At 73.5% G+C, this 23,847-nt stretch carries 26 protein-coding genes; 13 read left to right on the top strand and 13 right to left on the bottom strand.

Annotation, left to right across the window (positions count from 1 at the left end; translation table 11 throughout):
• Positions 1-129: 129 nt before the first annotated feature.
• From K8W59_RS17190 to K8W59_RS17165, 6 genes are all read right to left on the bottom strand, one after another.
• Complete coding sequence (locus K8W59_RS17190; RefSeq protein WP_223396178.1) at positions 130-1,737, bottom strand: solute symporter family protein; 1,608 nt, start codon at positions 1,735-1,737, stop codon at positions 130-132.
• 1 nt (position 1,738) lies between these two features.
• On the bottom strand, positions 1,739-2,095 hold the full coding sequence (locus K8W59_RS17185; protein WP_223396177.1) for a DUF485 domain-containing protein: 357 nt from the start codon (positions 2,093-2,095) through the stop codon (positions 1,739-1,741).
• A gap of 147 nt (positions 2,096-2,242) precedes the next feature.
• Positions 2,243-3,736, bottom strand: a complete 1,494-nt coding sequence (locus K8W59_RS17180) for a sodium/solute symporter (RefSeq protein ID WP_223396176.1) — start codon at positions 3,734-3,736, stop codon at positions 2,243-2,245.
• The gene (locus K8W59_RS17175) at positions 3,733-4,113 is read right to left on the bottom strand and encodes a hypothetical protein (protein ID WP_223396175.1); all 381 of its coding nucleotides are present in this window, start codon (positions 4,111-4,113) and stop codon (positions 3,733-3,735) included. Before K8W59_RS17175 ends, K8W59_RS17180 begins: the two co-directional genes overlap by 4 nt.
• Positions 4,110-4,850 carry a LytR/AlgR family response regulator transcription factor gene (locus tag K8W59_RS17170; RefSeq protein ID WP_223396174.1) on the bottom strand — a complete coding sequence of 247 codons (741 nt, stop codon included), beginning with the start codon at positions 4,848-4,850 and terminating at the stop codon, positions 4,110-4,112. The genes K8W59_RS17175 and K8W59_RS17170 overlap by 4 nt, the downstream gene beginning before the upstream one ends.
• Complete coding sequence (locus K8W59_RS17165) at positions 4,847-5,959, bottom strand: sensor histidine kinase (RefSeq protein WP_223396173.1); 1,113 nt, start codon at positions 5,957-5,959, stop codon at positions 4,847-4,849. The genes K8W59_RS17170 and K8W59_RS17165 overlap by 4 nt, the downstream gene beginning before the upstream one ends.
• A gap of 252 nt (positions 5,960-6,211) precedes the next feature.
• On the opposite strand from K8W59_RS17165, the gene K8W59_RS17160 reads away from it, so the two are divergent.
• On the top strand, positions 6,212-6,433 hold the full coding sequence (locus K8W59_RS17160; protein ID WP_223396172.1) for an addiction module protein: 222 nt from the start codon (positions 6,212-6,214) through the stop codon (positions 6,431-6,433).
• A gap of 33 nt (positions 6,434-6,466) precedes the next feature.
• A complete protein-coding gene (locus K8W59_RS17155; protein WP_223396171.1) occupies positions 6,467-6,760 on the top strand; it encodes a hypothetical protein in 294 nt (97 codons plus the stop codon).
• Between the two features lie 113 nt (positions 6,761-6,873).
• On the opposite strand, the gene K8W59_RS17150 is transcribed toward K8W59_RS17155, so the two are convergent.
• From K8W59_RS17150 to K8W59_RS17130, 5 genes are read right to left on the bottom strand one after another with little or no spacing between them, the layout of a single operon-like run.
• Positions 6,874-8,238 (bottom strand): FGGY family carbohydrate kinase, encoded by a 1,365-nt coding sequence (locus K8W59_RS17150; RefSeq protein ID WP_223396170.1) that lies wholly within the window; start codon positions 8,236-8,238, stop codon positions 6,874-6,876.
• A gap of 7 nt (positions 8,239-8,245) precedes the next feature.
• A complete protein-coding gene (locus tag K8W59_RS17145; protein WP_223396169.1) occupies positions 8,246-9,103 on the bottom strand; it encodes a sugar phosphate isomerase/epimerase family protein in 858 nt (285 codons plus the stop codon).
• Positions 9,103-9,948, bottom strand: a complete 846-nt coding sequence (locus K8W59_RS17140) for an ATP-binding cassette domain-containing protein (protein ID WP_223396168.1) — start codon at positions 9,946-9,948, stop codon at positions 9,103-9,105. Before K8W59_RS17140 ends, K8W59_RS17145 begins: the two co-directional genes overlap by 1 nt.
• The gene (locus tag K8W59_RS17135) at positions 9,945-10,940 is read right to left on the bottom strand and encodes an ABC transporter permease (RefSeq protein ID WP_223396167.1); all 996 of its coding nucleotides are present in this window, start codon (positions 10,938-10,940) and stop codon (positions 9,945-9,947) included. The genes K8W59_RS17140 and K8W59_RS17135 overlap by 4 nt, the downstream gene beginning before the upstream one ends.
• A gap of 22 nt (positions 10,941-10,962) precedes the next feature.
• Positions 10,963-11,973, bottom strand: coding sequence for a sugar ABC transporter substrate-binding protein (locus K8W59_RS17130; RefSeq protein ID WP_223396166.1), 1,011 nt, complete (start codon positions 11,971-11,973; stop codon positions 10,963-10,965).
• A gap of 111 nt (positions 11,974-12,084) precedes the next feature.
• Here K8W59_RS17130 and K8W59_RS17125 point away from each other — a divergent pair, with 111 nt between their 5' ends.
• Positions 12,085-13,269: an ROK family transcriptional regulator gene (locus K8W59_RS17125; protein WP_223396165.1), complete on the top strand. Its 1,185-nt coding sequence runs from the start codon at positions 12,085-12,087 to the stop codon at positions 13,267-13,269.
• A gap of 294 nt (positions 13,270-13,563) precedes the next feature.
• Here K8W59_RS17125 and K8W59_RS17120 read toward each other — a convergent pair whose 3' ends face one another.
• A complete protein-coding gene (locus K8W59_RS17120; RefSeq protein WP_223396164.1) occupies positions 13,564-14,433 on the bottom strand; it encodes a class I SAM-dependent methyltransferase in 870 nt (289 codons plus the stop codon).
• A 66-nt stretch (positions 14,434-14,499) separates the two neighbouring features.
• On the opposite strand from K8W59_RS17120, the gene K8W59_RS17115 reads away from it, so the two are divergent.
• Complete coding sequence (locus K8W59_RS17115; protein ID WP_223396163.1) at positions 14,500-15,222, top strand: Fic family protein; 723 nt, start codon at positions 14,500-14,502, stop codon at positions 15,220-15,222.
• A 263-nt stretch (positions 15,223-15,485) separates the two neighbouring features.
• On the opposite strand, the gene K8W59_RS17110 is transcribed toward K8W59_RS17115, so the two are convergent.
• Positions 15,486-16,274 (bottom strand): HAD family hydrolase, encoded by a 789-nt coding sequence (locus tag K8W59_RS17110; protein ID WP_223396162.1) that lies wholly within the window; start codon positions 16,272-16,274, stop codon positions 15,486-15,488.
• Between the two features lie 37 nt (positions 16,275-16,311).
• On the opposite strand from K8W59_RS17110, the gene K8W59_RS17105 reads away from it, so the two are divergent.
• From K8W59_RS17105 to K8W59_RS17065, 9 genes are all read left to right on the top strand, one after another.
• Complete coding sequence (locus K8W59_RS17105; RefSeq protein WP_223396161.1) at positions 16,312-17,442, top strand: NAD(P)/FAD-dependent oxidoreductase; 1,131 nt, start codon at positions 16,312-16,314, stop codon at positions 17,440-17,442.
• A 21-nt stretch (positions 17,443-17,463) separates the two neighbouring features.
• On the top strand, positions 17,464-19,002 hold the full coding sequence (gene amaB / locus K8W59_RS17100; protein WP_223396160.1) for an L-piperidine-6-carboxylate dehydrogenase: 1,539 nt from the start codon (positions 17,464-17,466) through the stop codon (positions 19,000-19,002).
• Between the two features lie 108 nt (positions 19,003-19,110).
• The gene (ssd, locus tag K8W59_RS17095; protein WP_223396159.1) at positions 19,111-20,148 is read left to right on the top strand and encodes a septum site-determining protein Ssd; all 1,038 of its coding nucleotides are present in this window, start codon (positions 19,111-19,113) and stop codon (positions 20,146-20,148) included.
• Positions 20,145-21,305, top strand: a complete 1,161-nt coding sequence (locus tag K8W59_RS17090; RefSeq protein ID WP_223396158.1) for a TadA family conjugal transfer-associated ATPase — start codon at positions 20,145-20,147, stop codon at positions 21,303-21,305. The genes ssd and K8W59_RS17090 overlap by 4 nt, the downstream gene beginning before the upstream one ends.
• Positions 21,302-22,066 carry a type II secretion system F family protein gene (locus K8W59_RS17085; RefSeq protein ID WP_223396157.1) on the top strand — a complete coding sequence of 255 codons (765 nt, stop codon included), beginning with the start codon at positions 21,302-21,304 and terminating at the stop codon, positions 22,064-22,066. The genes K8W59_RS17090 and K8W59_RS17085 overlap by 4 nt, the downstream gene beginning before the upstream one ends.
• A complete protein-coding gene (locus K8W59_RS17080) occupies positions 22,063-22,797 on the top strand; it encodes a type II secretion system F family protein (RefSeq protein ID WP_223396156.1) in 735 nt (244 codons plus the stop codon). The genes K8W59_RS17085 and K8W59_RS17080 overlap by 4 nt, the downstream gene beginning before the upstream one ends.
• Before the next feature lie 145 nt (positions 22,798-22,942).
• Positions 22,943-23,125 (top strand): DUF4244 domain-containing protein, encoded by a 183-nt coding sequence (locus K8W59_RS17075; protein ID WP_223396155.1) that lies wholly within the window; start codon positions 22,943-22,945, stop codon positions 23,123-23,125.
• Entirely contained in the window at positions 23,122-23,490 is a 369-nt protein-coding gene (locus K8W59_RS17070) for a TadE family type IV pilus minor pilin (RefSeq protein ID WP_223396154.1), read from the top strand. Before K8W59_RS17075 ends, K8W59_RS17070 begins: the two co-directional genes overlap by 4 nt.
• On the top strand, positions 23,487-23,834 hold the full coding sequence (locus K8W59_RS17065) for an Rv3654c family TadE-like protein (protein WP_223396153.1): 348 nt from the start codon (positions 23,487-23,489) through the stop codon (positions 23,832-23,834). Before K8W59_RS17070 ends, K8W59_RS17065 begins: the two co-directional genes overlap by 4 nt.
• Positions 23,835-23,847: the final 13 nt, after the last annotated feature.

Below are 23,847 nucleotides of genomic sequence, written 5' to 3'. Positions count from 1 at the left end.
CGGGACGGGTGCGCAGGATCACGGGTTTGCGGTTGTTCGACCGTACCGCCGCAAGGTTGGTCCGCGGGAGGTGCGGATCGACCAGCGGTGGGTACGGCGCGACGACTGGGCCGCGCCGTACCCCTCGCCTCAGTGCTTGGCCGCCGCCTCGGCGCCGGCGCCCGTGAGCGCCCGCACCTCCAGCTCGGTGTAGCGCTCCTCGGCCGCGGGCTCCTTGGAGGTGATCGACCCGAGGAAGCCGAGCAGGAAGCCCAGCGGGATCGAGACGATGCCCGGGTTGGCCAGGGGGAACCAGGCGAAGTCGGCGTTCGGGAACAGCGCGGTCTCCGACCCGGAGAAGACCGGTGAGAAGATCACCAGCCCGACCGCCGAGATGAGGCCGCCGTAGATGCTCCACACGGCGCCGCGGGTGTTGAAGCGCCGCCAGAACATGTTGTAGAGGATCGCCGGCAGGTTCGCCGAGGCCGCCACCGCGAAGGCCAGCGCCACGAGGAAGGCGATGTTGAGCGACTGCGCCGGGATCGCCAGCAGGATCGCGACGAGGCCGATCACACCGGCCGCGATCCGGGAGACCTTGAGCTCCTCCTTCTCCGTCGCCTGGCCCTTGCGGATCACCGAGCCGTAGATGTCGTGGGCCACCGACATCGACGAGGTCAGTGTCAGGCCCGCGACCACCGCGAGGATGGTGGCGAACGCGACCGCGGAGATCAGCGCCAGCAGGATCGGCCCACCGAGTGAGTCCGCCCCTCCGCCGACCACCTCGGCGAGCTTGGGCGCCGCCAGGTTGGCCGACGGGTCGGCCTCGGTGGCCAGCTGGTCGGGCTTGAGCAGCGCCGCGGCGCCGAAGCCGAGTACCAGGGTGAAGAGGTAGAACGTGCCGATCAGCCCGATCGCCCACAGCACCGACTTCCGCGCGTCCCGCGAGGTGGGGGTGGTGTAGAAGCGGATCAGGATGTGCGGGAGCCCGGCGGTGCCGAGGACCAGCGCGATCGCCAGCGAGATGAAGTCGATCTTGCTGGTCAGGCTGGCGCCGTACTTCAGCCCCGGCTGGAGGAAGGCCTCGCCGGCGCCGGAGTTGGTGGCCGCGGTGCCGAGCAGGTCGGAGAGGTTGAAGCCGAACTTGGCCAGCACCAGCACCACGATCAGCGCGGAGCCGGTCATCAGCAGCACGGCCTTGATGATCTGGACGTACGTCGTGCCCTTCATCCCACCGACCGTGACGTAGAAGATCATCAGCGCGCCCACGATGAAGATCGTGATGTTCTTGACCGTGCCGCTGTCGATGCCGAGCAGCAGCGCCACCAGGGCGCCCGCGCCGACCATCTGGGCGAGCAGGTAGAAGATCGAGACGGCCACGGTCGAGACGGCCGCGGCGGTGCGGACCGGTCGCTGCCTCATCCGGTAGGCGAGCTGGTCGGCCATCGTGTAGCGGCCGGAGTTGCGCAGCACCTCCGCGACCAGCAGCAGCGCCACCAGCCAGGCGACCAGGAAGCCGATGGAGTAGAGGAACCCGTCGTAGCCCGACAGCGCGATCGCGCCCGAGATGCCGAGGAACGACGCGGCGGACATGTAGTCGCCGCCGATCGCCAGACCGTTCTGGAAGCCGGAGAAGCCGCGTCCGCCGGCGTAGTAGTCGGTGGCGCCGCTGGTCTGCCGGCTGGCCCAGAAGGTGATGCCGACGGTGAGCGCGACGACCGCGAGGAAGAGCCCCGCGGTGAGGCCTTGGCTGAAGTCCATGTCAGTTCCCCTCTCCCTGGCGCCGGCCGGCGACGTACTCCTCGTCGAGCTGGCGGGCCAGCGGGTCGAGCTTCTTGTTCGAGTAGCCGCTGTAGAGGTAGGCGATGAGGAAGGTGGTCACGAACTGCAGCAGCCCGACCACGAGCGCGACGTTGATGTGGCCGACCACCGTGGCGTTCATGAAGCCGGGGGCGAACATCGCGAGGATGACGTAGAGGAAGTACCACGCCATGAAGGCGATGGTCGCGGGGATGACGAACTTGCGGTATCGGGAGCGCAGCTCACCGAACTCGGGCGTCGCCGCCAGCCGGTCGTAGACCGGGTCGTGGCGCGCCGCCTGGTCGTGTGACTCGGACACGTCGGGCACCGTCCTTTCCGGGGGTGTGATGGGCCTCACGGTCGCGCAGCGCCGGGGTGGCGCGGGAGAGGCGCACAGGGGTACGTCGGCCAGCGGCGACGCCCGCTCGCCCAGCGGTCGGTCCCGCGCGACGAGCGGTCGGGCGGGTCACCCGCGGTCGAGCTGCACCCGCTCCGGGGTGTGCAGGCGCACCAGGAAGCGGGTGGCGCCCGCCGGACGCCGCTGCGGGGTGAGCAGGGAGACGCCGACCATGGTCAGGGTGGCCAGCGGGACGCTCCACGCGGCCGGCTGGGTGAGCAGCGTCCCGGTCCACCCGGCGGGGGCGCCGAGGAAGGTGACGAGGACGGCGGCGCCGGTGGTGAGCCCGCCGACCAGCAGGCCGGCGATGGCCCCGGCGTCGGTGAGCCCGGCCCACCAGATGCCCAGCACGATGAGCGGCGCGAAGGTGGAGGCGGCGACCGCGAACGCCAGCCCCACCGCGGTCGCGACCCCCACGTCGGCGGCGAGCTGCCCGAGGGCGAAGGCCACGACCACGCCGACGATGGCCGCCAGGCGGAAGGACTGCACGCCGGTGGCCCAGCGGGCGAACACGTCCTGGGCGAGCACCCCGGACAGAGCGACGGTCAGGCCGGAGGAGGTGGAGAGGAACGCGGCGAACGCGCCGGCCACCAGCAGCGCCGAGAGCAGGTCGCCGCCGACCCCGCCGACCATCCGGCTGGGCAGGTCCAGCACCACGGTGTCGCTGGCCCCGGAGTCGGCGAGGTCGGGTGCGTAGAGGCGCCCCAGGGCGCCGTACACCGGCGGCAGGACGTAGAACATCCCCAGCAGCGCCAGCACCACCAGCGTGGTCCGGCGCGCGGCCCGCCCGTCGGGGTTGGTGTAGAACCGGACCACCACGTGCGGCAGCCCCATGGTGCCGAGGAAGGTGGCGGCGATGAGGGAGTACGTCGCGTAGTAGGACTGCCCGCCCGAGACGATCGGGTTCGCCCACGCCGCCCCACCCACGGTGTCGGCCGGGCTGGTCGCGCCGTCGCCCCACCACACCAGCAGCAGGAAGAACGCCGGCACCAGCAGCGCGGTCAGCTTCAGCCAGAACTGGAAGGCCTGGACGAAGGTGATCGAGCGCATGCCGCCGGCCAGCACGTTGACCAGCACGACCGCCGCGACCACCAGGCCGCCCAGCCGCGGGTCGAGACCGGTGGCCAGCTCGAGCGTGATGCCCGCGGCCTGGAACTGCGGGATGAGGTAGAGCCAGGCGATCGCGACCACCAGCATCGAGGTCAGCTGCCGCACCCGGCGCGAGGCCAGCCGCGCCCCGGCGAAGTCGGGCAGGGTGTAGGCGCCCGACCGGCGTAGCGGCGCGGCCACGAGGAGCAGCAGCACCAGGTAGCCCGCGGTCCAGCCGACCGGGTACCACAGCATCTGGCCGCCGAAGACGAGCACCAGGCCCGCGATGCCGAGGAACGAGCCGGCGGAGAGGTACTCGCCCCCGATCGCCGAGGCGTTGAGGGTCGGGCGGACGGTGCGGGAGGCGACGAAGAAGTCCGAGGTGGTCCGGGAGAACCGCAGCCCCCACGCGCCGATCGCCAGGGTCAGCACCGAGACCACGGCGACGGCGGTGATGCCGGCGGCCTGGTTCACGGGCCCTCGATCACGTCGGCGAACGCGTCCTCGTTGCGCTCGGCCCGGCGGACGAAGAGCACCCCGAGGAGCAGCAGCAGGGGATAGACGCCGAACGCGAGCACCACCCACGCCAGCGGCATCCCCAGCACCCGCACGGCCGCCACGTCGGGGAAGACGCCGAACAGCACCGGCAGGCTGCCGACGGTCAGCACCAGGAGCAGCAGCACCCCGAGCGCCAGCCGCAGCTGGGTGCGCAGCAGGGAGCCGAGGAAGAGCAGCCCGACCTCGGTCTGGGCGTCGATCTCGGTGGCGGCCGACAGGGGAGTACGCCGGCGCGCGCGGTCGCCGGTGCGCGGCGAGGTCACCCGCACCCGCTCCGGCGGCTGCTCGCTCACCGCTCCGCCCCCGGACGGTTGCGCCGGACCAGCAGGTCGCGCAGCTCGCGGGTGTGCCGGCGGCTCACCACCAGCTCCTCCCCGGCGACCAGCACCGTGCAGCGCCCGCCCTCGGTGCGGATCTCCTCCACGTGCGGCAGCGCCACCAGCAGGGAGCGGTGGATCCGGACGAAGCCGGCGTCGTGCCACTCCTGCTCCAGCGCGCTCAGCGGGGTGCGGACCAGGTGGCTGCCGCTGGAGGTGTGCAGCCGGGCGTAGTCGCCCTGCGCCTCCACGTGCGTGACGTCCGCGCGCGAGACGAAGCGGGTCCGGCCGCCGAGCTCCACGGCGATCTGCTCGTCGCCGGAGGCCGCGGGCCGGGCGGCGCCCTCGACCACGCGTCGTACCGCCTCGGCGAGCCGGTCCTCCCGCACCGGCTTGAGCACGTAGTCGACGGCGTTGAGCTCGAAGGCGTCCACCGCGTGCTTCTCGTGCGCGGTGACGAACACGACCGGCGGCGGCTCCTTGAAGCGGGCCAGCACCTGGGCCAGCTCCAGCCCGGTGAGCCCCGGCATCGAGATGTCCAGGAAGACCGCGCCGACCCGCTCCTCGTGCAGCATCCGCAGCGCCTCGGTCGCCGAGTCGGAGGTGAGCACGTCGCCGACCCGCGGGTCGCGGGCGAGGAGGAAGGCGAGCTCGTCCAGGGCGGGCGGCTCGTCGTCGATGACGAGCACCCGCAGGAGGGGCTGGAGGGTCATGCGTGCACTCCGGGGGCGTACTTCGGCACCCGCACCGTGACCTTCGTGCCGGCGCCGGGCGCGGTCTCGACCACCAGACCGTACTCGTCGCCGAAGGTGCGCCGCAGCCGCTCGTCCACGTTCCCCAGCCCGACGGAGTCGCCGTCGGACTCGCCGGCCAGGACGCGGCGTACCCGCTCGGGGTCCTCGCCCTCGCCGTCGTCCTCGATCGCGATGACCGCCTCCTGGTCGCGGTCCTCGGCGACGATGGCGATGTGGCCGCCGTCGGGCCGGCCCTCCAGCCCGTGCTGGACCGCGTTCTCGACCAGCGGCTGCAGGCACAGGAAGGGGATGTGCACCGGCAGCACCTCCGGCGCGACGCGCAGCGTGACCCGGAGTCGGTCGCCGAAGCGGGCCTGCTCCAGCAGCAGGTAGCGCTCGATGCTGCGCAGCTCCTCGGCCAGGGTGGTGAACTCGCCGTGCCGGCGGAAGGAGTAGCGGGTGAAGTCGGCGAACTCCAGCAGCAGCTCCCGCGCCCGGTCGGGGTCGGTGCGGACGAAGCTGGCGATCGCCCCCAGGGAGTTGTAGACGAAGTGCGGGCTGATCTGGGCGCGCAGGGCGCGCAGCTCGGCCTCGACCAGCCGGGTGCGGCTCGCGTCCAACTCCGCCAGCTCCAACTGCCCCGACACCCACTGGGCCACCTCGTCGGTGGCGCGCATCAGCCCGGCTGTGGCGTAGGGGGCGAACGCCTGGAGGGTGCCGAGCACCGTCTCCTCCACGACCAGTGGGGCGACGATCGCCTGGCGCAGCGGGCATCCGGGGTCCTCGCAGGTGAGGGCCCGGGGCGGCAGCATGCCCTCCTGCTCGACCGCCTCGCCGGCGAGGACGGCGGCGGTGGGCGCGTGGTCCCGCTGGCCCAGCCCCTCCCAGGCGAGCACCCCGTTGCGGCCGGTGAGCGCGACGGCGGGCGTCCCCAGCAGGGCGTGCAGGTGCTTGATGCTCCGCTCGGCCGCCGCGCTGGTGAGCCCCTCGCGCAGCGGCGGGCCGGCCAGGTTGGCAGTGTGCAGCGTCCGGAAGGTGGCGCGGTCGGCCTCGGTGCCGAGGTGCGCGCGGCGGGTCCGGGGCCACATAGGGGGCAACCTACCCGCGACCTCGCGAGCGTTGTGCCGCCTCGGCCGCCGGGGGCGTGCACGAACCACCCAGGAAGTCGCGCGGTCGCGGCCGGAGACCGCGCAACCATGCGGGTCGGTGCGGCTGGATCGCACGGATACTCCGTGGTTCGTGCCCGGTCCGGTCGCGCACGGCCCGGCGCGAGCCGCGCGGGGCGGGTCCGCGGAGATCGATCGGCGTGGACCGTCCGGGCGCCGGCTTAGACTGTGGCCATGACCGCAGCCGAGGTGATGGAGCAGGCGCGCAGGCTGTCGCGCGAGGAGCAGCTGCAACTCGCGCACGACCTGTGGGTCGAGGCTGACGGTCCCTACGACGATCCCGCCGAGGTTGACGCGGCGTGGGCGTCCGAGGTCGCGCAGCGGCTCGAGGGCGTGGTCGATGGGACGACCCGGGGGGTCCCCGACAGCGCCGTTCGTCAGCGCTTCGGTTTGTGAACCGGGAGCCGCGCTGGGTTCCCGAGGCCCTCGATGACCTTCAGCATGGCCATGACTGGTACGAAGAGCGGGAGCCTGGGCTGGCACCAGTTGGTCGTCGAGGTGTTCCGGGCCGTTGGGGTCGCGGTCGGTCATCCGCGAGTCCCGAAGCGGTTCGTGCACCCTGAACTACCCGAAGAGCCAGAAGTCCGCCGCATTGGGTTGAGACGGTTCCATGAGTACAGCATCGTCTTCGTGGTGGTCGACGAAACGTTGTGGATCCTTGCAGTCGCACATGCGAAGCGTCAGCCGACGTACTGGACGGCACGCGTCAAGGGTGTGACCTGACCCCGCTCAGCGGAAGTCGATGAGCAGGAACTTGCCGGTGTCGCCGTCGGCGGGGGGTTTCGACGTCATTGACCAGTGGTGGGCGGCTGTTGGGGGTTGGGGGTGGGTCGTGGCTACCCGAAGGCGTACGCCGTCCAGCGGGCGTAGGCATCCTCCAGCGCGGCGCTCGGCACAGGTTCAGAGACCTGCACCTCGCCGCCCGAGGCGAGGCTTGGGCCGCCGGCCAGCAGCACCGCGCCGGCGGCGGCCGCGCTGCGCATCGGCACGTGGTGCACGGGCCGACCCAAGATGTCGGCGAGGAGTTGGCGGACCCGCGGATCCCGGGCACCGCCGCCGACGAGGAGGACGCGTTCGGCCTGTCTCGCCAGCAGCTCCGCGGAGCGGCGGACCAAGAACGCCTGAGCCTCGAGCGCGGCGCGAGCCCGCAACGCGCGAGCGGCGTGCTCCGGGCTCCAACCCGCACCGACGGTGGTCGCCAGGGCGCCGCGCTCGAGAGTCAGGAAGGGGGCGAACAGCACCCCGGCGGCGCCGGCGGGCGCGGCGGTGGCCAACTCCATCAAGCCGTCCCACGGCACCTCGAGCCGCTGTTGCACCCAGTCGAGCGCGAGGCCCGCGTTCTGGGCCGCCACCATCGCGTAGTGCCCGCCGGACACGTCGGCGTACGTGTGTGCGACCGGCCATCCGGAGCCGCCCGGCGGGGCGGCCCCCGGGTCGATCACCTGCGCCCCGGTGCCGAGGTTGACCACGACATCGCCGGGCCGCCACCCGCCGACGGCGCGTTCCAGGGCGAGCAGCGAGACCGGAGTGTCGCCACCGCCGACGTGCACCGGCACGTCCCGCCATGTGCCGGCCATCGCGTCCGACCCGCTCGCGTCGGGGAGCAATCGCGCCGGCACGAGGGCGTCTGCTTCGGCCAGCCACGCCCCGGCGGGGACGTCCCACAGCAGCGTGCCGGAGGCGTCGCTGGGGTCGGTCGGGCCAGCTCCGGGCACCCACTGCTCGCGCAGGTAGTCCTTTGGCAGCGCCACCCGCTCGGCGCGCGCGACGACGTCCGGCTCGTGCTCGGCCAGCCACGAAAGCACCGGCCCCGTCATCCCGGGCGCCCACGGTCCGCCGAGCCGGCCCAGCGCCCGGGGCCCCAGCGCCTGCCACCGCGACATCAGGCTGGCGGCTCGCGCGTCGGGCCACAGCACCGCGGGCTGCAGTGCACGGCCATGCTCGTCGAGCAGCACGGTGCCGTGCATCTGGCCGGTCAGCCCGAGGCCGCGTACCCGGAACCGGCCGGCGAGCTCGTCGACCGCGGCGACCGCGGCGTTCGCCCACGCCTCCGGATCGCCCTCCGCCTGGTCCGGCCGCGGCCGATCGATGGCGAAGGCTGCCTCGCGCTCATCGAGCAGCGCCCCGGCGGCACCGACCGCGAGCACCTTGAGCGAACTGGTGCCGAGGTCGACTCCGAGCCAGGCCTCCGGAGTGGTCATGGATGGCTCAGCCGCGCAGGCGCTCGGCGAGGAATGCGTGGGCGTGCTTGGCGAGGTCGGCGCTGTCGTCCCACAGGTTGCGCCACACGGCCAGCTGGTTCGACAGGGTCGGGTGGACCACGGCGCTACTGAAGCTCTCGAAGACGACCGGCCCGTCGTAGCCGACGTCGCGTAGCGCGCCGCAGAAGGTGTCGAAGTCGATCGACCCGGTGCCGAGGTAGCCGCGGTGGGATTCGCCGATGTGGACGTAGCGCAACCGGCCCGCGTCGTGGGCCTGCTGGACCGGTTCGACGAAGCCGTTCTCCTCGATGTTGGCGTGGTAGGTGTCCAGGTGCACGCCGAGGTCGGCGCCGGTGTCCTCGATCAGCGACAGCATCTCGGCGGTGGTGTTGGCCACGTTGGTCTCGTAGCGGTTGACCACCTCGAGGTTGACGCGCAGGCCGCTGCCGGCGGCCCGCTCAGCGAGCCAGGCCATCGACTCGACGACGTTGTCCCGCGAGCGCGGCGAGAGGGGGCTGGGGTACTTCGCGAGCACCGAATACAGCACACCGCACAGGTCGCTCGCGCCCATGCCCGCAGCGGCATCCACAGCGTTGGCCAGGAGGTCACGACCCCGGGACACCACGGCCGGGTCCTCGCTGGAGACGTCCGCGCTGGGGTCGAGCCCCAGCGAACAGGCGGCCCCGAGGCCGTACTCCTCCAGTAGCGAGCGCGTCATCGCGGCGTCCACCGCCGTCGGGTCCAGCAGCGGCACCTCGATGAGGTCGAATCCGAGGCCCGCCGTCGAGGAGATCGCGTGGCGGGCCGACTCGGGAGTCCAGTCGCCGACCCACACGAGGGCGTGCAGTCCGAGGGGGTTGGTCATCAGGGGGCTTCCTTCACGTCGTCGGGGGTGAGCGGGCTAGAGGGGTGGTGGGTCTCGAGCGGGTCGACGGTGGCGCCGGTGACCAGCGAGACCAGGTCCTGGCCGGTGGTCCCCTCGGTCTCGCGGTATGCGACCGTGGAGCCGGCGCGCATCACGAACACGTCGTCGGCGACTCGAAGCACCTGATCGAAGTTGTGGCTGATCAGAACCAGCCCCAACCCCTGCTCGCGCAGCCCGAGGATCATCTCCTCCACCTTCGCGGTCTCCTGGACGCCGAGGGCTGCGGTGGGCTCGTCGAGGATCACGATGCGCGACCCCCAGCCGGCCGCCCGGGCGAGCGCGACGGCCTGCCGCTGCCCGCCGGAGAGACCGTTGACGCGCGCGTCGACTGAGGGCACGTTGACCGCGAGGGTGCCGACCATGCGCCGGGCCTCCTCGCGCATCGACCGACGCTTGAGCCAGCGCAGCGGACCGCCGCCGACTCCGGTCTCCCGACCCAGGAACAGGTTCTGCCACACGCGCAGCGTGTCGACTAGGGCAAGGTCTTGGTACACCGTCTCGATGCCGGACTTCCGTGCAGCCTGCGGGCCGGAGAAGTGCACCCGGGTGCCGTCGACCTCGATGCTGCCGTCGTCGGGGCGGTGCATGCCGGACAGGCAGCCGACGAAGGTCGACTTGCCGGCGCCGTTGTCACCGATGATCGCGGTCACCCGCCCCGACCGGACGGTGATCCGGCCGTCGCGGAGCGCCTTCACCTGGCCATAGGACTTGCTCAGTCCCTCGGCCTCCAGCAGCACCTGACCGGTTGTGGTCACGGGAGTGTCGGTCTGTGCGGTGGTAGTCATCGGTCGAACCTCGCCAGGAACGCGGCGGCGATGACGACCACGCCCACCGCCAGGGGTTGATAGAACTCGGACAGCCCGAACCGGGTGAGCCCGTTGACCAGGACGGTCAGCAGTAGGGCGCCGGCAACCGGACTGGCGATGGTGGCGCGACCTCCGAAGAGGCTGACTCCGCCCAGGACGACGGCGGCCACCGAGTTCAGCAGGAAGCTGGTGTTGCTCGCCGGCTCCGCGGCACCGACTCGGCCGACCAACAGCACGGCCGCGATGCCGGCGCACAGTCCCGAGATCGCGTACGCCGCGATCTTCATGCCGTCGGTGCGGATGCCGGTGGCCCGCGCGGCGCGGGTGTTGCCGCCGATCGCCAACAGGTGGACGCCGAAGGCGGTGCGGAAGAGCAGCAAGTGGGCCAGCGCCGCCAAGCCGAAGGAGATCAGGACCGCCCAGGTGACCATGCCGAAGCCACCCACGGTCAACTCCAAGAGGAACCGGTCGATGACCTGGGTGGGCTTGCCGTCGGAGAGCACCAGCGCAAGGCCGGAGGCGGCCGACAGCATGCCCAGCTTGACGATGAAGTCGGTGATCCGGCCCTTGGCGATCAGCAGGCCGTTGACCAGGCCGACCGCTGTGCCGGCGAGCAGTGCTACCAGGACGCACACCAGGATCGGCGCTCCCGCGGCGAACGTCTCACCGAGCGCGACCGCGGCCAGGGTCATCGTTGAGGCGACCGAGAGGTCGATGCCCGCCGTACCAACGACCAGCGCCTGCCCGATCACCAACACGATCAGGATCGAGGCCGCCTGCAGCATTCCCGAGACGTTGCCGGTCGACAGGAACCCCGGATCGGCGACGCCGAATCCGACCACGAGCAGCAACAGGGCCAGTGGTGCGGCCAGTTCGGGCCAGGAGATCTGGCCGAGACGCTCGCCCAGGCCGCGCTTGTTCGACGGCGCCGAGGCTGCCGCGATGTCGGTGGAGGTGTTCGTGGTGCTCATCTGACTGATCCCGTCCCGGAGGTCACTGCAGCGGGTTGTCGAACGGCTGGAAGGGGGCCGGGAACTTGGCGATCGCCTGATCGGCGTTCTGCTGGGTCACCACCGCGGTCGGGGAGACCACCTCCGCGGGCAGGTCCTCGCCGGCCATCGCCTTCTCGCAGGCCTGGATGCCGAGCTGGCCGATGGCGTAGGGGTACTGCGCCACCGTCGCGTGCAGGGTGCCAGCCTTCACAGCCTGGAGGGCGTTCTCGGTGCCGTCGACGCTGATCACCGTGACCTCGCCGATCTTCCCCGCGTTCTTCACGGCCTGGACGATGCCCAGACCCATGTCGTCGTTCGCCGCGAAGAAGCCCTTGATGTCGGGGTTCTTGTCCATGATCGCGCTCGCCGCGGTGAGCGCCTTCTGCCGCTCCCAGTCCGCAGCCGTGGTCTGGATGACGTCGAGCTTGCCCTCGACCGCCTTGGTGAACCCGTCGACTCGGGCGCCGCTGGTCACGTCACCGGCGATGCCGCCGATGACCGCGACCTTGCCCTGGTCGACGGCCTTGACCATCTCTGCGCCGGCCTTGCTGCCGGCGTCGGTGTTGTCCGTGCCGATGTAGGTGTCCAACTCCAGGCCGGCCTCCTTTGCGGCGTCAGCGTCGACCGGGGAGTCGATGTTGACGATCGGAACGTCCTGGGCGGCGACCCGGGCCAGTCCCTGCACCAGGTTGGTGCCCGAGATCGGGTTGACGACGAAGCAGCCGAAGTCCTGACCGGCGAGGGCGACCAGCTTGTCCGCCTGACCCGTGGTGTCGGTGATCGACTGAGCCGCCTGCACGGTGGCCCGCACGCCGCTGGTCTTGGCCTGGTCCTTGATGCCGTCCTCCATGGCCTGGAAGAAGGGGTTGTCCAGTCCCTTGATCACCGCGGCGACGTTCTTGTTGTCGCCCGAGCCGGAGCCGGTGTCGTTCGATCCGCAGCCGGAGAGGATGAGCGCGCTGGTGGCGGCGAGGACGCCGCAGGCGCGGAGAGTGTGCAGAGACTGGTTCATGTATGGGCTCCTTTATGTCTTGAACTGGACAATAAAGGGCGGTGTGATGTTCGTCAACAGACAAATCTGATTGAATACGTGGACAGTGATCGACCGCTGGAAGGACAGACGATGGCGACCCGGGTGAGACCTGCGGCTCTGGATGAGCCGGAGATCGCCGCGACGCTCGCACTGTTCCAGCACGGTCAGGAGCTGACTCGCCTCGAGGTCGCCGAGCGCACCGGATGGGCACGGGTCACCGTCACCTCCCGGATCGAGCGGCTGTTGGCCGATGGCCTGCTCGAGGCCTACGAAGACCGCAGCGCCGGCCGTGGCCGGCCGGCCACCCGCTACCGCCTCGCGAACAGGGTCGGCGGCCTACTGGTCGCCGACGTCGGAGCCAGCGGCATGCTGCTCGCTCGGTGCGACCTCGCCGGCGCCGTGCTGAACACACACTGGGCCCCCAGTGTGATCGGCAACGGCCCCGAGGCGATCCTGCGGATCGTCCGCAACGGATGGAAGGGACTCCTGCGCGACGCGGACACCGCCCCGCCGTGGGGTGTCGCGATCGGCCTTCCCGGTCCCGTAGAGCACCCGGCCGGCCGCGTCGTCGACCCGCCGATCATGACCGGCTGGGACGGCTACGACGTCAGCGGGACGCTGGCGGGCTGGTACGGCACCGCCGCGCTCGTCGAGAACGACGCCAACGCCCTGGCCATCGGCGAGGCGGCGGTCGCCTCGGAGGCCGGGGAGCGACTCCAAGACCTGCTGGTCGTCAAGGTCGGCACCGGCGTCGGCATGGGCATCATCAGCGGTGGCCGAGTGCTGCGCGGTGCGGCGGGCGCGGCCGGTGACCTCGGCCACACTCAGATCGACCGCGTGCACGGTGACGAGCAGCCGTTGTGCCACTGCGGCAAATCTGGCTGCGTGGAGGCATACGCAGGCGGCTGGGCGCTGGTGCGCGACGCCCAGGCGCGCGGCCTGGACGTCGGCGACCTGGACGGGTTCCTACGGTTGCTTGCCGCAGGCGACCCGATCGCCCGCGCGTTGACCATCCGCGCCGGTCGGGTCGTCGGCAATGCGATCGCCACGGCGGTGTCCCTGCTCAACCCGCAGCAGGTCATCCTCGGCGGCCGGGTCGGGTTGGCCGGGGACCACCTCGTCGCCGGGGTGCGCGAGCGGGTCTACGCCAGGTCCCTGCCATTGGCCACCCGCAACCTGCGGATCGGGACCAGCACGCTCGGCCGTCACGCGGGCGTCCGCGGTCTCGCCGCCGAACTCGGCCGGAAGGTGCTGTTCGCCGCCGCTGGAACGTAGTCAGACCACAGCCATCCCCTCACGGTGCTTCACGAGGTCAGCCTGCTCGACTGCAGCACGCGGGCCAGAGGGGCTAGTACGCGCGGCCGGCGCGAGATGCGGGGGCGCGCGGGGCGGGTCTGCGGCCTCGCGCGCGTTGTGGCGCCTCAGCCGCCGGGGCCGTGCACAAACCACTCAGGAAGTCGCGCGGTCGCGGCCGGAGACCGCGCAGCGGCGTGGGTCGGTGCCGTCGGGTCGCCCGGATACTCCGTGGTTCGTGCTCGGCAAGGTCGCGCACGACCGGCGAGGTCCGGGTCAGCGGAAGTCGATGAGCAGGAACTCGCCGGTGTCGCCGTCGGCGGGCGGCGGGGTGGGGCCGTCCTCGTCGTCGGCGGGGGTCTCGACGTCCTCGTTCGCGGGGCGGTCGGCCGTGGCGGAGCGGGAGCGGGGGCGGACGTCGGAGACCTTCGCCCGGAAGCAGTGGGCCTGATAGGGCAGCTGCATGCCGTCCATGCCGCGGCCGTACTCGGCGTAGAACGCGCTGACCTCGGCCAGCTTCGCCTCGCGATCCTCCTCCGACAGGCTGGCGATGTTGGAGCGGGAGCGGGCCAGGTCGACGATGCTCACCCGGTCGATGGTCTGCCAGAACGCGAACTTCTCGTCCTCGACGAAACCGAACAGGTCGGAGTGCACGACGGCATCGGCGGAGTTGTCCTGGTCCTGCTCGCCGAGCACCTTCCCGAGGCGGCGCACCCACGGGATCCGCTCGTCGCGCTCGTTCCAGACCAGCGCGATGTGGCCGCCCGGCTTGAGCACCCGGGCGATCTCCGGGAGAGCGGCCTCGGGGTCGAACCAGTGGAAGGACTGGGCCGCGACGACGACGTCGACCGACCGGTCCGGAGCGGGGATCGCCTCGGCGGTCGCGATGGAGGTCCGCACGCCGGGCAGCCGCTCCTGCAGCACCCGCAGCATCTCCGGGTCGGGGTCCATGGGGTGCACGTCGTGGCCCTGCTCGACCAGCACGCGGGTCAGCTTCCCGGTGCCGGCGCCCAGCTCGATCACCGTGCGCGCGTCCCCGCCCATCAGCCACGCGGCAGCCTTCGCGGGGTAGTCCGGGCGCGCGTGGTCGTAGGCCGCGGCCACCGAGCCGAACGAGCGGGCGGGGGAGGAGTCGTTGCTGGTCATGACGCGGCCAGTCTGTCAGACCCGGCGGCGTCCGGGCCTGCGAGCCCGGCGTCTATCGTCCTCACCGTGCCCACCCCGACCGATCCGCTCGCCCCGCTGCTGTCCCTGGAGGGCGTGCCGAGCGCCTACGCCGCCGCGCGCGACGGCATCGACGTCCTGCTCCGGGACCGCGGGCTGCGGCGTACGTCGCCGGACCTGACCGCCGAGTCCCTGCTCCTCGGCGCGCACGCGAGCGCCGTCCTCGAGGGGTCCGCCTCGACCCTGGACGAGGTGCGCGCGGGGGAGGGCGACGAGATCGCCCGGGACGCCGTACGCCTCTCCACGCAGGCGCTCTCCGTCGCGCCGCTGCTGTCGAGCGCGCCGCTGCAGGCGTTCGCCCGGCTGCACGCGCTGGCTGCCACGGGCTCTGTGGAGGAGGCGCGCCTGGGCCGGCCGCGCGACCCGGAGTCGGCCGCGCGCCTCCGGCAGATCGCCGACCTGCTGCTGGGGCAGACGAGGGCGCCGGCCCTGCTGGTCGCCGCCATCGTGCACGCCGACCTGGCGACGGCCGCGCCGTTCGCCTCGCACAACGGGCTGGTGGCCCGGGCCGCGGAGCGGGCGGTGCTGGTCGCGCGGGGCGTGGACGAGAAGTCGCTGACCGTGCCGGAGGCGGGGCACCTGGCCTTCCGCGGGGCGTATGAGTCGAACCTGCGGGGGTACCGCGACGGCGGTCAGGCTGGGCTGCACGCGTGGCTGCTCTATGCGCCCGAGGCGTTCACCAAGGGCGCCGAGGCGAGCCCGCTGCGGTAGCACTCGTCCGTCGGGCCCGGACATGCGAGCGGCACCCGGCTCGGGCCAGGTGCCGCCGCTGACACGTGAGACCGATGGCTACCAGGCGTGCAAGGTGTCGAACTGCTGCCCCGGGAGCATCCCGGAGGTCAGCGCCCTGACAAAGGGTGGTTTGCCGCGTGGGTACCCGGCTCACGTGTTGTCCTTGTGGAGTTCTTCCTCATGTGTACGCCGCCGGGTCGCGGCATACAACCACCTCGGGGTCTTGACTTTTCCGCCCGGCGTCAACCGAGCCGGCGCCGTCGCGCCTGGCTCCAGAGCACCCCGGCGGCGGTCACCGCGCCGGTCACCGCGAGCGCGGCGAGCGTCGGCCCGGGCGGGGGCAGGGCCCGGGAGCGCAGGCCGACGGGGCGGGTGAAGACCAGCACCGGCCACCCCTGCTCCTCGGCCAGGCGGCGCAGCTCCTTGTCGGGGTTGACCGCGTGCGGATGCCCGACGATGCCGAGCATGTGCTGGTCGGTGATCGAGTCGGAGTAGGCGAAGGACCGCGCCAGGTCGTAGCCCTCCTCCGCGGCCAGCGCCTCGATCGCCCGCGCCTTCTCCTCGGCGAAGGCGTAGTAGGCGATGCCGCCGGTGTAGTGCCCGTCCTCGATCTCCAGCTCGCTGGCGATCACCCGGTCCGCGCCCAGCATCCGCCCGATCGGCTCCACCACGTCGCTGCCGGACGCCGACACCACGATCACGTCCCGCCCGGCGAGCCGGTGCTCCTCGATCAGGTCGACGGCCTCGTCGTATACGATCGGGTCGACGATGTTGTGCAGCGTGTCCGCGACGATCTCCCGCACCGTCGCGACGTCCCAGCCCTCGACGAGCTGCGACATGAACTGCCGCATCTTCTCCACCTGGTCGTGGTCGGCGCCGCCGACGAGGAAGACGAACTGGGCGTACGCCGAACGCAGCATGGCGCCGCGCGAGATGAGCCCACCCGCCTGGAACGGTCGGGTGAACGCCAGGGAGCTCGACTTGGCGATGATCGTCTTGTCGAGGTCGAAGAACGCCGCCGTCCTCGCCATGCTCCCAGTCTAGGGAGGCCACCCCTACGATCCGTGGATGGAGCGCGCGGAGGTCGTCGTGGCGGGCGCCGGCTGCCTGGGCGCGAGCGCCGCCTACCGCCTCGCGCAGGCCGGGGTCGACGTACTCCTCCTGGACCGTGGCGAGCCCGGGGCGGGGTCCACGATCAAGGCCGCCGGCGGCGTGCGCGCACAGTTCTCCGACGAGGTGAACATCGCGCTGGCCGCCCGCAGCCTCGCGCAGTTCGGTCGGTTCGAGGCCGAGCTGGGACAGGCGATCGACCTGCACACGGTGGGCTACCTGTTCCTGTTGTCCACCGGGCAGGACGTCGCGGACTTCGAGCGCGCCGTGGAGCGGCAGAACGCGCTGGGCGTGCCGAGTCGGATGCTGTCGGTGGAGGAGGCGGTCGCGCTGTCGCCGTACGTCGTCGGCGACGGGCTGCTCGCTGCCGCGTTCCACGCCGGCGACGGTCACTGCGACCCCGCCTCGGTGGTCGCGGGCTATCTGCGGGCCGCGCGGGCGCTGGGCGCGCGGGTGCGCACCGGGACGCCGGTCACCGGGATGCAGCGGGTGGGGGAGCGGGTCACGGCCGTCGAGACCGCCGAGGGCCCGGTCGCCTGCGACGGCGTCGTGGTCGCTGCCGGCGCCTGGTCGCGCGGGGTCGGCGCGCACGCCGGGGTGGACCTGCCGGTCACGCCGCTGCGGCGGCAGATCCTGGTCACCGAGCAGGTGCCGGGCAAGGTGCGCGGCGCGCCGATGACCATCGACCACGCCACCTCCTTCTACTTCCACGACGAGGGCGACGCGCTGCTGGTCGGGATGTCGGACCCGGAGGAGGAGCCGGGCTTCGACGTACGCCGGCACGACCGCTGGCTGCCCCGGCTCGCCGCGGCGATCGAGCGGCGCACCCCCGCGCTCGCCGGCGTCGGCATCCGCACGGGGTGGGCGGGGCTGTACGAGATGACGCCGGACCACAACGGGCTGGTCGGCCGGAGCGGCAACGTCGTCTACGCCACCGGCTTCTCCGGGCACGGCTTCCTGATGGCGCCGGCGGTGGGAGAGGTCGTGCGCGACCTGTGGCTGCGGCAGGATGCCGTCGTGGACGTCTCGACCCTGGCCGCCGACCGCGACTTCGGCGCGGCCCCGGTCGTCGAGCGGCACATCGTCTGACCCGTCGCCCCGGAGGTGCTCATGTCCGAGACCCAGCCCGCGTCCCTGCCCGCGCTCGGCAAGCTCGCCGACCGGGCGCGCAGCGCCCTGGACGCCTGCGGTGCGGTGGTGCCCGCCGGCGAGCACCCGGTGCTCTCGCCGGTCAACGGGGAGGAGCTGGCGCGGATCGCCTGGGCGTCTCCGGCCGATGTGGAGGCCGCGGTCGCGCGCGCCCACGAGGCCTTCCTGCGGTGGCGGCTGGTGCCGGGGCCGCAGCGCGGCGCGCTGGTGAAGAGGTACGCCGACCTGCTGGTCGAGCACAAGGAGGAGCTCGGCACCCTGGTCAGCCTGGAGGTCGGGAAGATCACCTCCGAGGCGCTCGGGGAGATCCAGGAGATGATCGACATCTGCGACTTCGCCGTCGGGCTCTCGCGGCAGCTCTATGGCCGGACCATGACGTCGGAGCGGCCGGGCCACCGGCTGGCCGAGACCTGGCATCCGCTCGGAGTCGTGGGCGTGATCTCCGCCTTCAACTTCCCCGCGGCCGTCTGGTCGTGGAACACCGCGCTGGCGCTGGTCTGCGGCGACGCGGTGGTGTGGAAGCCGTCGGAGGCCGCCCCGCTCACCGCGCTCGCCTGCGCCGCCCTGCTCGACCGGGCGGTGGCCGAGGCGGGTGCCCCCGCCGCGCTCTCCCAGGTGGTCCTCGGCGCGCGAGCGACCGGCGAGGCGCTGGTGGACGACCCGCGGGTCGCGCTGCTCTCGGCCACCGGGTCGACCCGGATGGGCCGCGAGGTCGGGCCGCGGGTGGCCGCCCGCTTCGGCCGCTGCCTGCTCGAGCTCGGCGGCAACAACGCGGCCGTGGTCGCGCCGAGCGCCGACCTGGACCTCGCGGTCCGCGGCATCGTCTTCGCCGCCGCGGGCACCGCCGGGCAGCGGTGCACCACGATGCGACGGGTGATCGTGCACTCCTCGCGGGCCGACGAGCTGTGCGAGCGCTTGGCCGAGGCCTACGGCCGGCTGCCGATCGGCGACCCCACCGCGGCGGGGACGCTCGTCGGTCCGCTCATCGACGCGCGCGCGTGCGCGTCGTACTCCTCCGCGCTGGAGCAGGCCGCCACCGAGGGCGGCGCGCTGCTGGCGGGCGGGGAGCGGGTGCTGGCCGACCAGGCGGAGGAGGCGTACTACGTCCAGCCGGCCGTCGTGCGGATGCCCGGCCAGACGCCGGTGGTGGAGCGGGAGACCTTCGCGCCGATCCTCTACGTGCTGCCCTACGACAGCTTCGAGGAGGCGGTGGCGCTCAACAACGCGGTGCCGCAGGGGCTCTCCTCCGCGGTGTTCACCGCCGACCAGGCCGAGGCCGAGCGGTTCCTGGCCGCCGACGGCTCCGACTGCGGGATCGCGAACGTCAACATCGGCACCTCCGGCGCCGAGATCGGCGGTGCCTTCGGCGGGGAGAAGGAGACCGGCGGCGGCCGCGAGTCCGGCTCGGACGCGTGGAAGGCCTACATGCGGCGGGCCACCACGACGGTCAACTATTCCGGTGAGCTGCCGCTCGCGCAGGGGGTCGACTTCAGCGTGTGAGAGGGCGGGCGGTCACGAGTGCCTGTGGAGAACTCGCCACAGCGGCCGGTTCTCCACAGATTGCGATCGCGTGCCCACAGAACGGTCGTGGCGGGGAATCGTCGTCCCATGACCGCTCTGCTCGTGACCCGTGACCAGACCCTGATCGACGCCGTGATGCGCCTCGCCGCGGCCGCCGGCACGACCCCGCGCGTCGAGGGCAGCGCCACCGGTGCGCTGGAGCCGTGGACCCGCGCGCGGCTGGTGCTGGTCGGCCTGGACATGGCCGACGAGGTGGCCCGGGTGCGGCCACAGCGCCGGGCGGGGGTGTACGTCGTCGCCGGCGGCCCGGTGCCCGACCTGGCCTTCCGCACCGCGCTGGACCTCGGCGCCGAGGGGCTGCTCGAGGCGGCCCGGGCCGAGGAGTGGCTGGTGGAGCGGCTGGCCGACCTCGACACCGGCGTCGCGGGCCGGCTGGTCGGTGTGGTCGGCGGGAGCGGCGGTGCCGGGGCGAGCACGTTCGCCTGCGCGCTGGCCCGGGTGGCGGCCCACGACGCTCCCTCGCTCCTGGTCGACGCCGACCCGATGGGGCCGGGGCTGGACCGGATCCTGGGCACCGAGGACGTGACCGGGGTGCGGTGGCACGAGCTGGAGCAGCCCACCGGTCGGCTCGGCGGCGCCGCGCTGCGCGACGCCGTACCCCGCAGGGAGGGGTTGGGCGTGCTGACGTGGTACCCCGGACCCCAGGGCAGCCTCCAGGCGTTCGCCCTGCGCGAGGTGCTCTCGGCGGGGCTGCGTGGTCACGAGCTGGTGGTGGTCGACCTGCCGCGCCGGGGTGATCCGCTCACCGCCGAGGTGGCCAGCCGCTGCGATCTGCTCGTGGTCGTCGCCCGGCCGACGGTGGTGGGCGTCGCCGCGGCGGCCCGGGTGCTGGCGGGGATGGGGAGCCCGGCCAGGTCCGGCGTCGTGGTGCGCGGCACCGGCGTGGACGAGCGGGAGATCGGCGCCGCGGTCGGGGCGCGGGTGCTCGCGACCATGGGCGACCACCGCGGCCTGGCCGAGGCCGTCGACCTGGGGCTGGGGCCGCTGCGGTCGCGCCGGGGTCCGCTGCACCGGGCGGCGTGTGTGGTGCTGGACGAGCTCACCGCGGTCGCGGAGGCCGCGTGACCACCGATGTCGACCCCGGCCTCGTGGGCCTGGTCCGGGACCGCCTGGCGCGGGAGCCGGGCGAGCTCACCGCGCACCGGGTGGCGGCCGCCCTGCGCGAGGCCGGCCGCCCGGTGGGCGACGCCACCGTGCTCGCGGTGCACGAGCGACTGCGACGCGACGTGGTCGGCGCCGGGCCGCTCGAGCCGCTGCTGCGCGCGCCCGGGACGACCGACGTGCTCGTCAACGGCTGCAGGGAGGTGTGGGTCGACCGCGGCTCCGGGCTCGAGCTGACCGGGGTGACCTTCCCCGACGAGGAGGCCGTACGCCGCCTCGCGCAGCGGCTCGTGGCCGGCGGAGGACGACGCCTGGACGATGCGTCCCCGTGCGCCGACGTACGCCTCGCCGACGGCACCCGCTGCCATGCCGTGCTCGCGCCGCTGGCCCGGCCCGGCACGCTGCTCTCGCTGCGAGTGCCGCGGGCGCGGGCGTTCAGCCTGGCAGAGCTCGTGGATGCCGGGAGCCTCTCGCCCGTCGCCGGCCGGCTGGTGCGACGGATCGTGGAGCGACGGCTCGCCTTCCTGGTGACCGGCGGCACCGGGTCGGGCAAGACCACCCTGCTGTCCGCGTTGCTCTCCCTCGTCCCGCCCCAGGAGCGGATGGTGCTGGTCGAGGACGCGAGCGAGCTGCGGCCCGACCACCCGCACGTGGTGGCGTTGGAGGCGCGGCCGGCGAACGCGGAGGGCGCGGGTGCGGTGCCGCTGACCGTGCTGGTCCGGCAGGCCATGCGGATGCGACCGGACCGGCTGGTGGTCGGTGAGGTCCGCGGTGCCGAGGTCACCGACCTGCTGGCGGCGATGAACACCGGTCACGAGGGCGGGTGCGGCACCGTGCATGCCAACTCGGCCGGCGACCTGCCGGCGCGGATCGAGGCGCTCGCCCTGGCTGCCGGGCTCGACCGGGCCGCCGCCCACAGCCAGCTGGCGGCGGCGGTGGACGCGGTGTTGCACGTGCGCCGGGCACCGGACGGCCGCCGCTATCTCTCCCAGGTGGGCGTCCTGGTCCCCGGGGCCGACGGCCTGGCGCGGGTCGAGCCGGCGGTGCTGCTCGACCCGGACGGCGGGATCGAGGAGGGGCCCGGAGCGGAGCGGCTCCAGCATCGGCTGGAGCAAGCATGAGCCCGGCCCTCGTCGCCGGTCTCGCGGCGGGAGCGGCCGTGCTCCTCGCCCGGCCGCTCCGCCCTCGGCTCGGGCCGCTGGCTCGCTGGTCACCGGTGGTCCTGGTCGTGGCGGTCGCTGCTCCGGGAGCATGGCTCGCCCTCCGGACCGGGCTCCTGGTCCCCGGCCTGCTGCTGGCGGTCGGGGCGGTGGGCGCCCAGCGCTGGTGGGCCGTCCGACGACGACGACAGGCGGCCGAGGCGGTCACCGGGCAGGTCTCGCGGGCCTGCGAGGGGCTGGCCGCGGATCTCGGGGCGGGGCTCGAGCCTGGTACGGCGCTCGGCCGGACGGCCCGGGAGTGGCCGCTGCTCGGCCCGGTGCTCGCCGCCCACGGGCTCGGCGGCTCCGTGCCGGACGCGATGCGGGCCGCTGCGAGCACGCCGGGCGCCGGGGACCTTCGTGTCGTGGCCGCCGCCTGGGACGTCGGCCGGGACAGCGGGCCCGGTCTAGCGGCGGCGCTGGACCGAGTGGCGGCGAGTCTGCGCGCGGATCGGGCCACCGCCCGCGTGGTCGCCGCCGAGCTGGCCTCGGCCCGGGCGACCGCCCGGCTGCTGGCGGTCCTGCCGCTCGCGGTGCTGCTCATGGGGTCGGGCGCGGGCGGGGATCCCTGGGCGTTCCTGCTCCGCACACCGCCGGGCTGGGCATGCCTGGGCCTGGGGCTGCTCCTCCTCACCGGGGGACTGGTCTGGATCGAGTCGCTGGCGGCCCGGGTGACCCGATGACCGCCTACCTCTGCGCGCTCGCGGCCGGGCTCGCGGTGGCGCTGCTCCTGCCCGCGCGACCCTCGCCGGTATCCGGCGGCCCGGCCGTCCCCGGGCCCGCCCCCGGAGACCCGTCGCCCGCCGAGAGCGCGCTGCGACGATGGCGGCTGCCGCTGTCGGTCCTGGCCGGCTCGGCAGCGCTGGTCGTCGCCGACGGGTGGCTCGCACTGGTCGGCGCGGTCCTCGTCGGGGTCGTGGCGTGGCGGGTGCTCTCGCGCAGCGAGCCGGGGGAGCATGCGGCCGAGCGGGAGCGGGCCGCCAGGGACCTGCCCTACCTCGTCCTGCTGCTGGCGGCGGGGCTGCGGGCGGGCGCCGCGCCGGCACCGGCCCTGGCGCGGGCCTGCGCCGCGCTTCCCGGACCGGCGGCCGAGCGCCTGCGTCCCTCGGCCGCCCGGCTGGCGGTGGGAGCGGCGCCGGTGGAGGTGTGGTGGGAGATGGCGGCCGACCCCGTGCTCGGCCCCCTCGGCTCCGCGCTGAGCCGCTCCGCGGAGAGCGGCGCCTCGGTCGTGGAGGCGGTGGAGCGGCTCGCCGACGACCTGGCCGCCGAGGGGCGTGCCGGTGTGGAGGACCGCGCCCGCACGGTCGGCGTGCGGGCCGCCGTACCCCTCGGGCTGTGCCTGCTCCCCGCCTTCCTGCTCCTGGGCATCGTACCGCTCGTCGCGGCGCTCGCCGACGGGCTGATGCGGCGATGACGGGCCACCTCGCGTCCACAGCCCTGCCGCGCAGGCGGGTTCTCCACAGGCCGGGAACATCCGGTGGCCGAGGCCCGGCTGCTCGCCGACGCTGGTCCCGGACGAGCGCAGCCGCATCCGGCGGCCGCGCGGAGACGGAGGAACCATGACCGACCTTCACCACCCGGAGCGGGACGACGCGGGGATCACCACAGCGGAGTACGCCGTCGGGACGGCCGCGGGTGCCGGGCTCGCCGGCCTGCTCTACGTGATGCTCAGCGGCGGCTTCGGCAAGAAGCTGCTGACCACCCTGTTCGACCACGTGCTCGGGCTGCTGGGCATCGGATGAGCGTGCGAGCGGCCGGCCGGGACGACCGGGGTGCGGTGACGGCCGAGCTGGCACTCGGGACGCCGCTGCTGGTCGCGGTGACCGTCGTCCTGGCCTGGCTGCTCGCCGTCGGCGTGGCCCAGGTCCGCGTGCAGGACGCGGCCCGGGAGACCGCCCGGGCCGCGGCACGCGGTGACGACGCCGGGGCCGCCGTCGCGGTGGGCCGCCGCGTGGCTCCCGCCGGCAGCTCCATCTCGCTGCGGTCGTCGAGGGAGCGAGTCGTGGCCACGGTGGTCGCGCCGATGCCGGGACCCGACATCCTGCTGCGGCTCCCGGGGGTCAGGCTGCGTGCCGAGGCGGTGGCGTTGGCGGAGGAGTCGCCGTGAGGCGGCCGACGGACGACCGTGGCTCCGGCACCGTCCTGGTCGTCGTGCATGCGAGCGTGCTGATGGTGCTCGGCGTGGCACTGGCCGCCGTCGCGGCGCTGGTGCACCAGCACCGGGTCGCCCAGGCGGCCGCGGACCTGGCGGCTCTGGCCGGGGCTCGCTCGGTGGCCGACGGGACCGACGGCTGTGGTCCGGCCGGCACGATCGCGCGGGCCAACCGGGCGCGGCTCACCGGGTGCAGGGTGGTCGGCCACGACGTACGCGTCACCGTCCGGGTGCCACCGCCCGCCTGGCCGCCCTGGCTGCCCGAGCTGTCGGCCGAGGCGCGTGCCGGGCCGGCGTGACGCTCGGTGAGAG

It is taken from the genome of Nocardioides rotundus, assembly GCF_019931675.1.
GTDB lineage: Bacteria > Actinomycetota > Actinomycetes > Propionibacteriales > Nocardioidaceae > Nocardioides > Nocardioides rotundus.
This window is presented reverse-complemented; position numbering and strand designations above follow the sequence as displayed.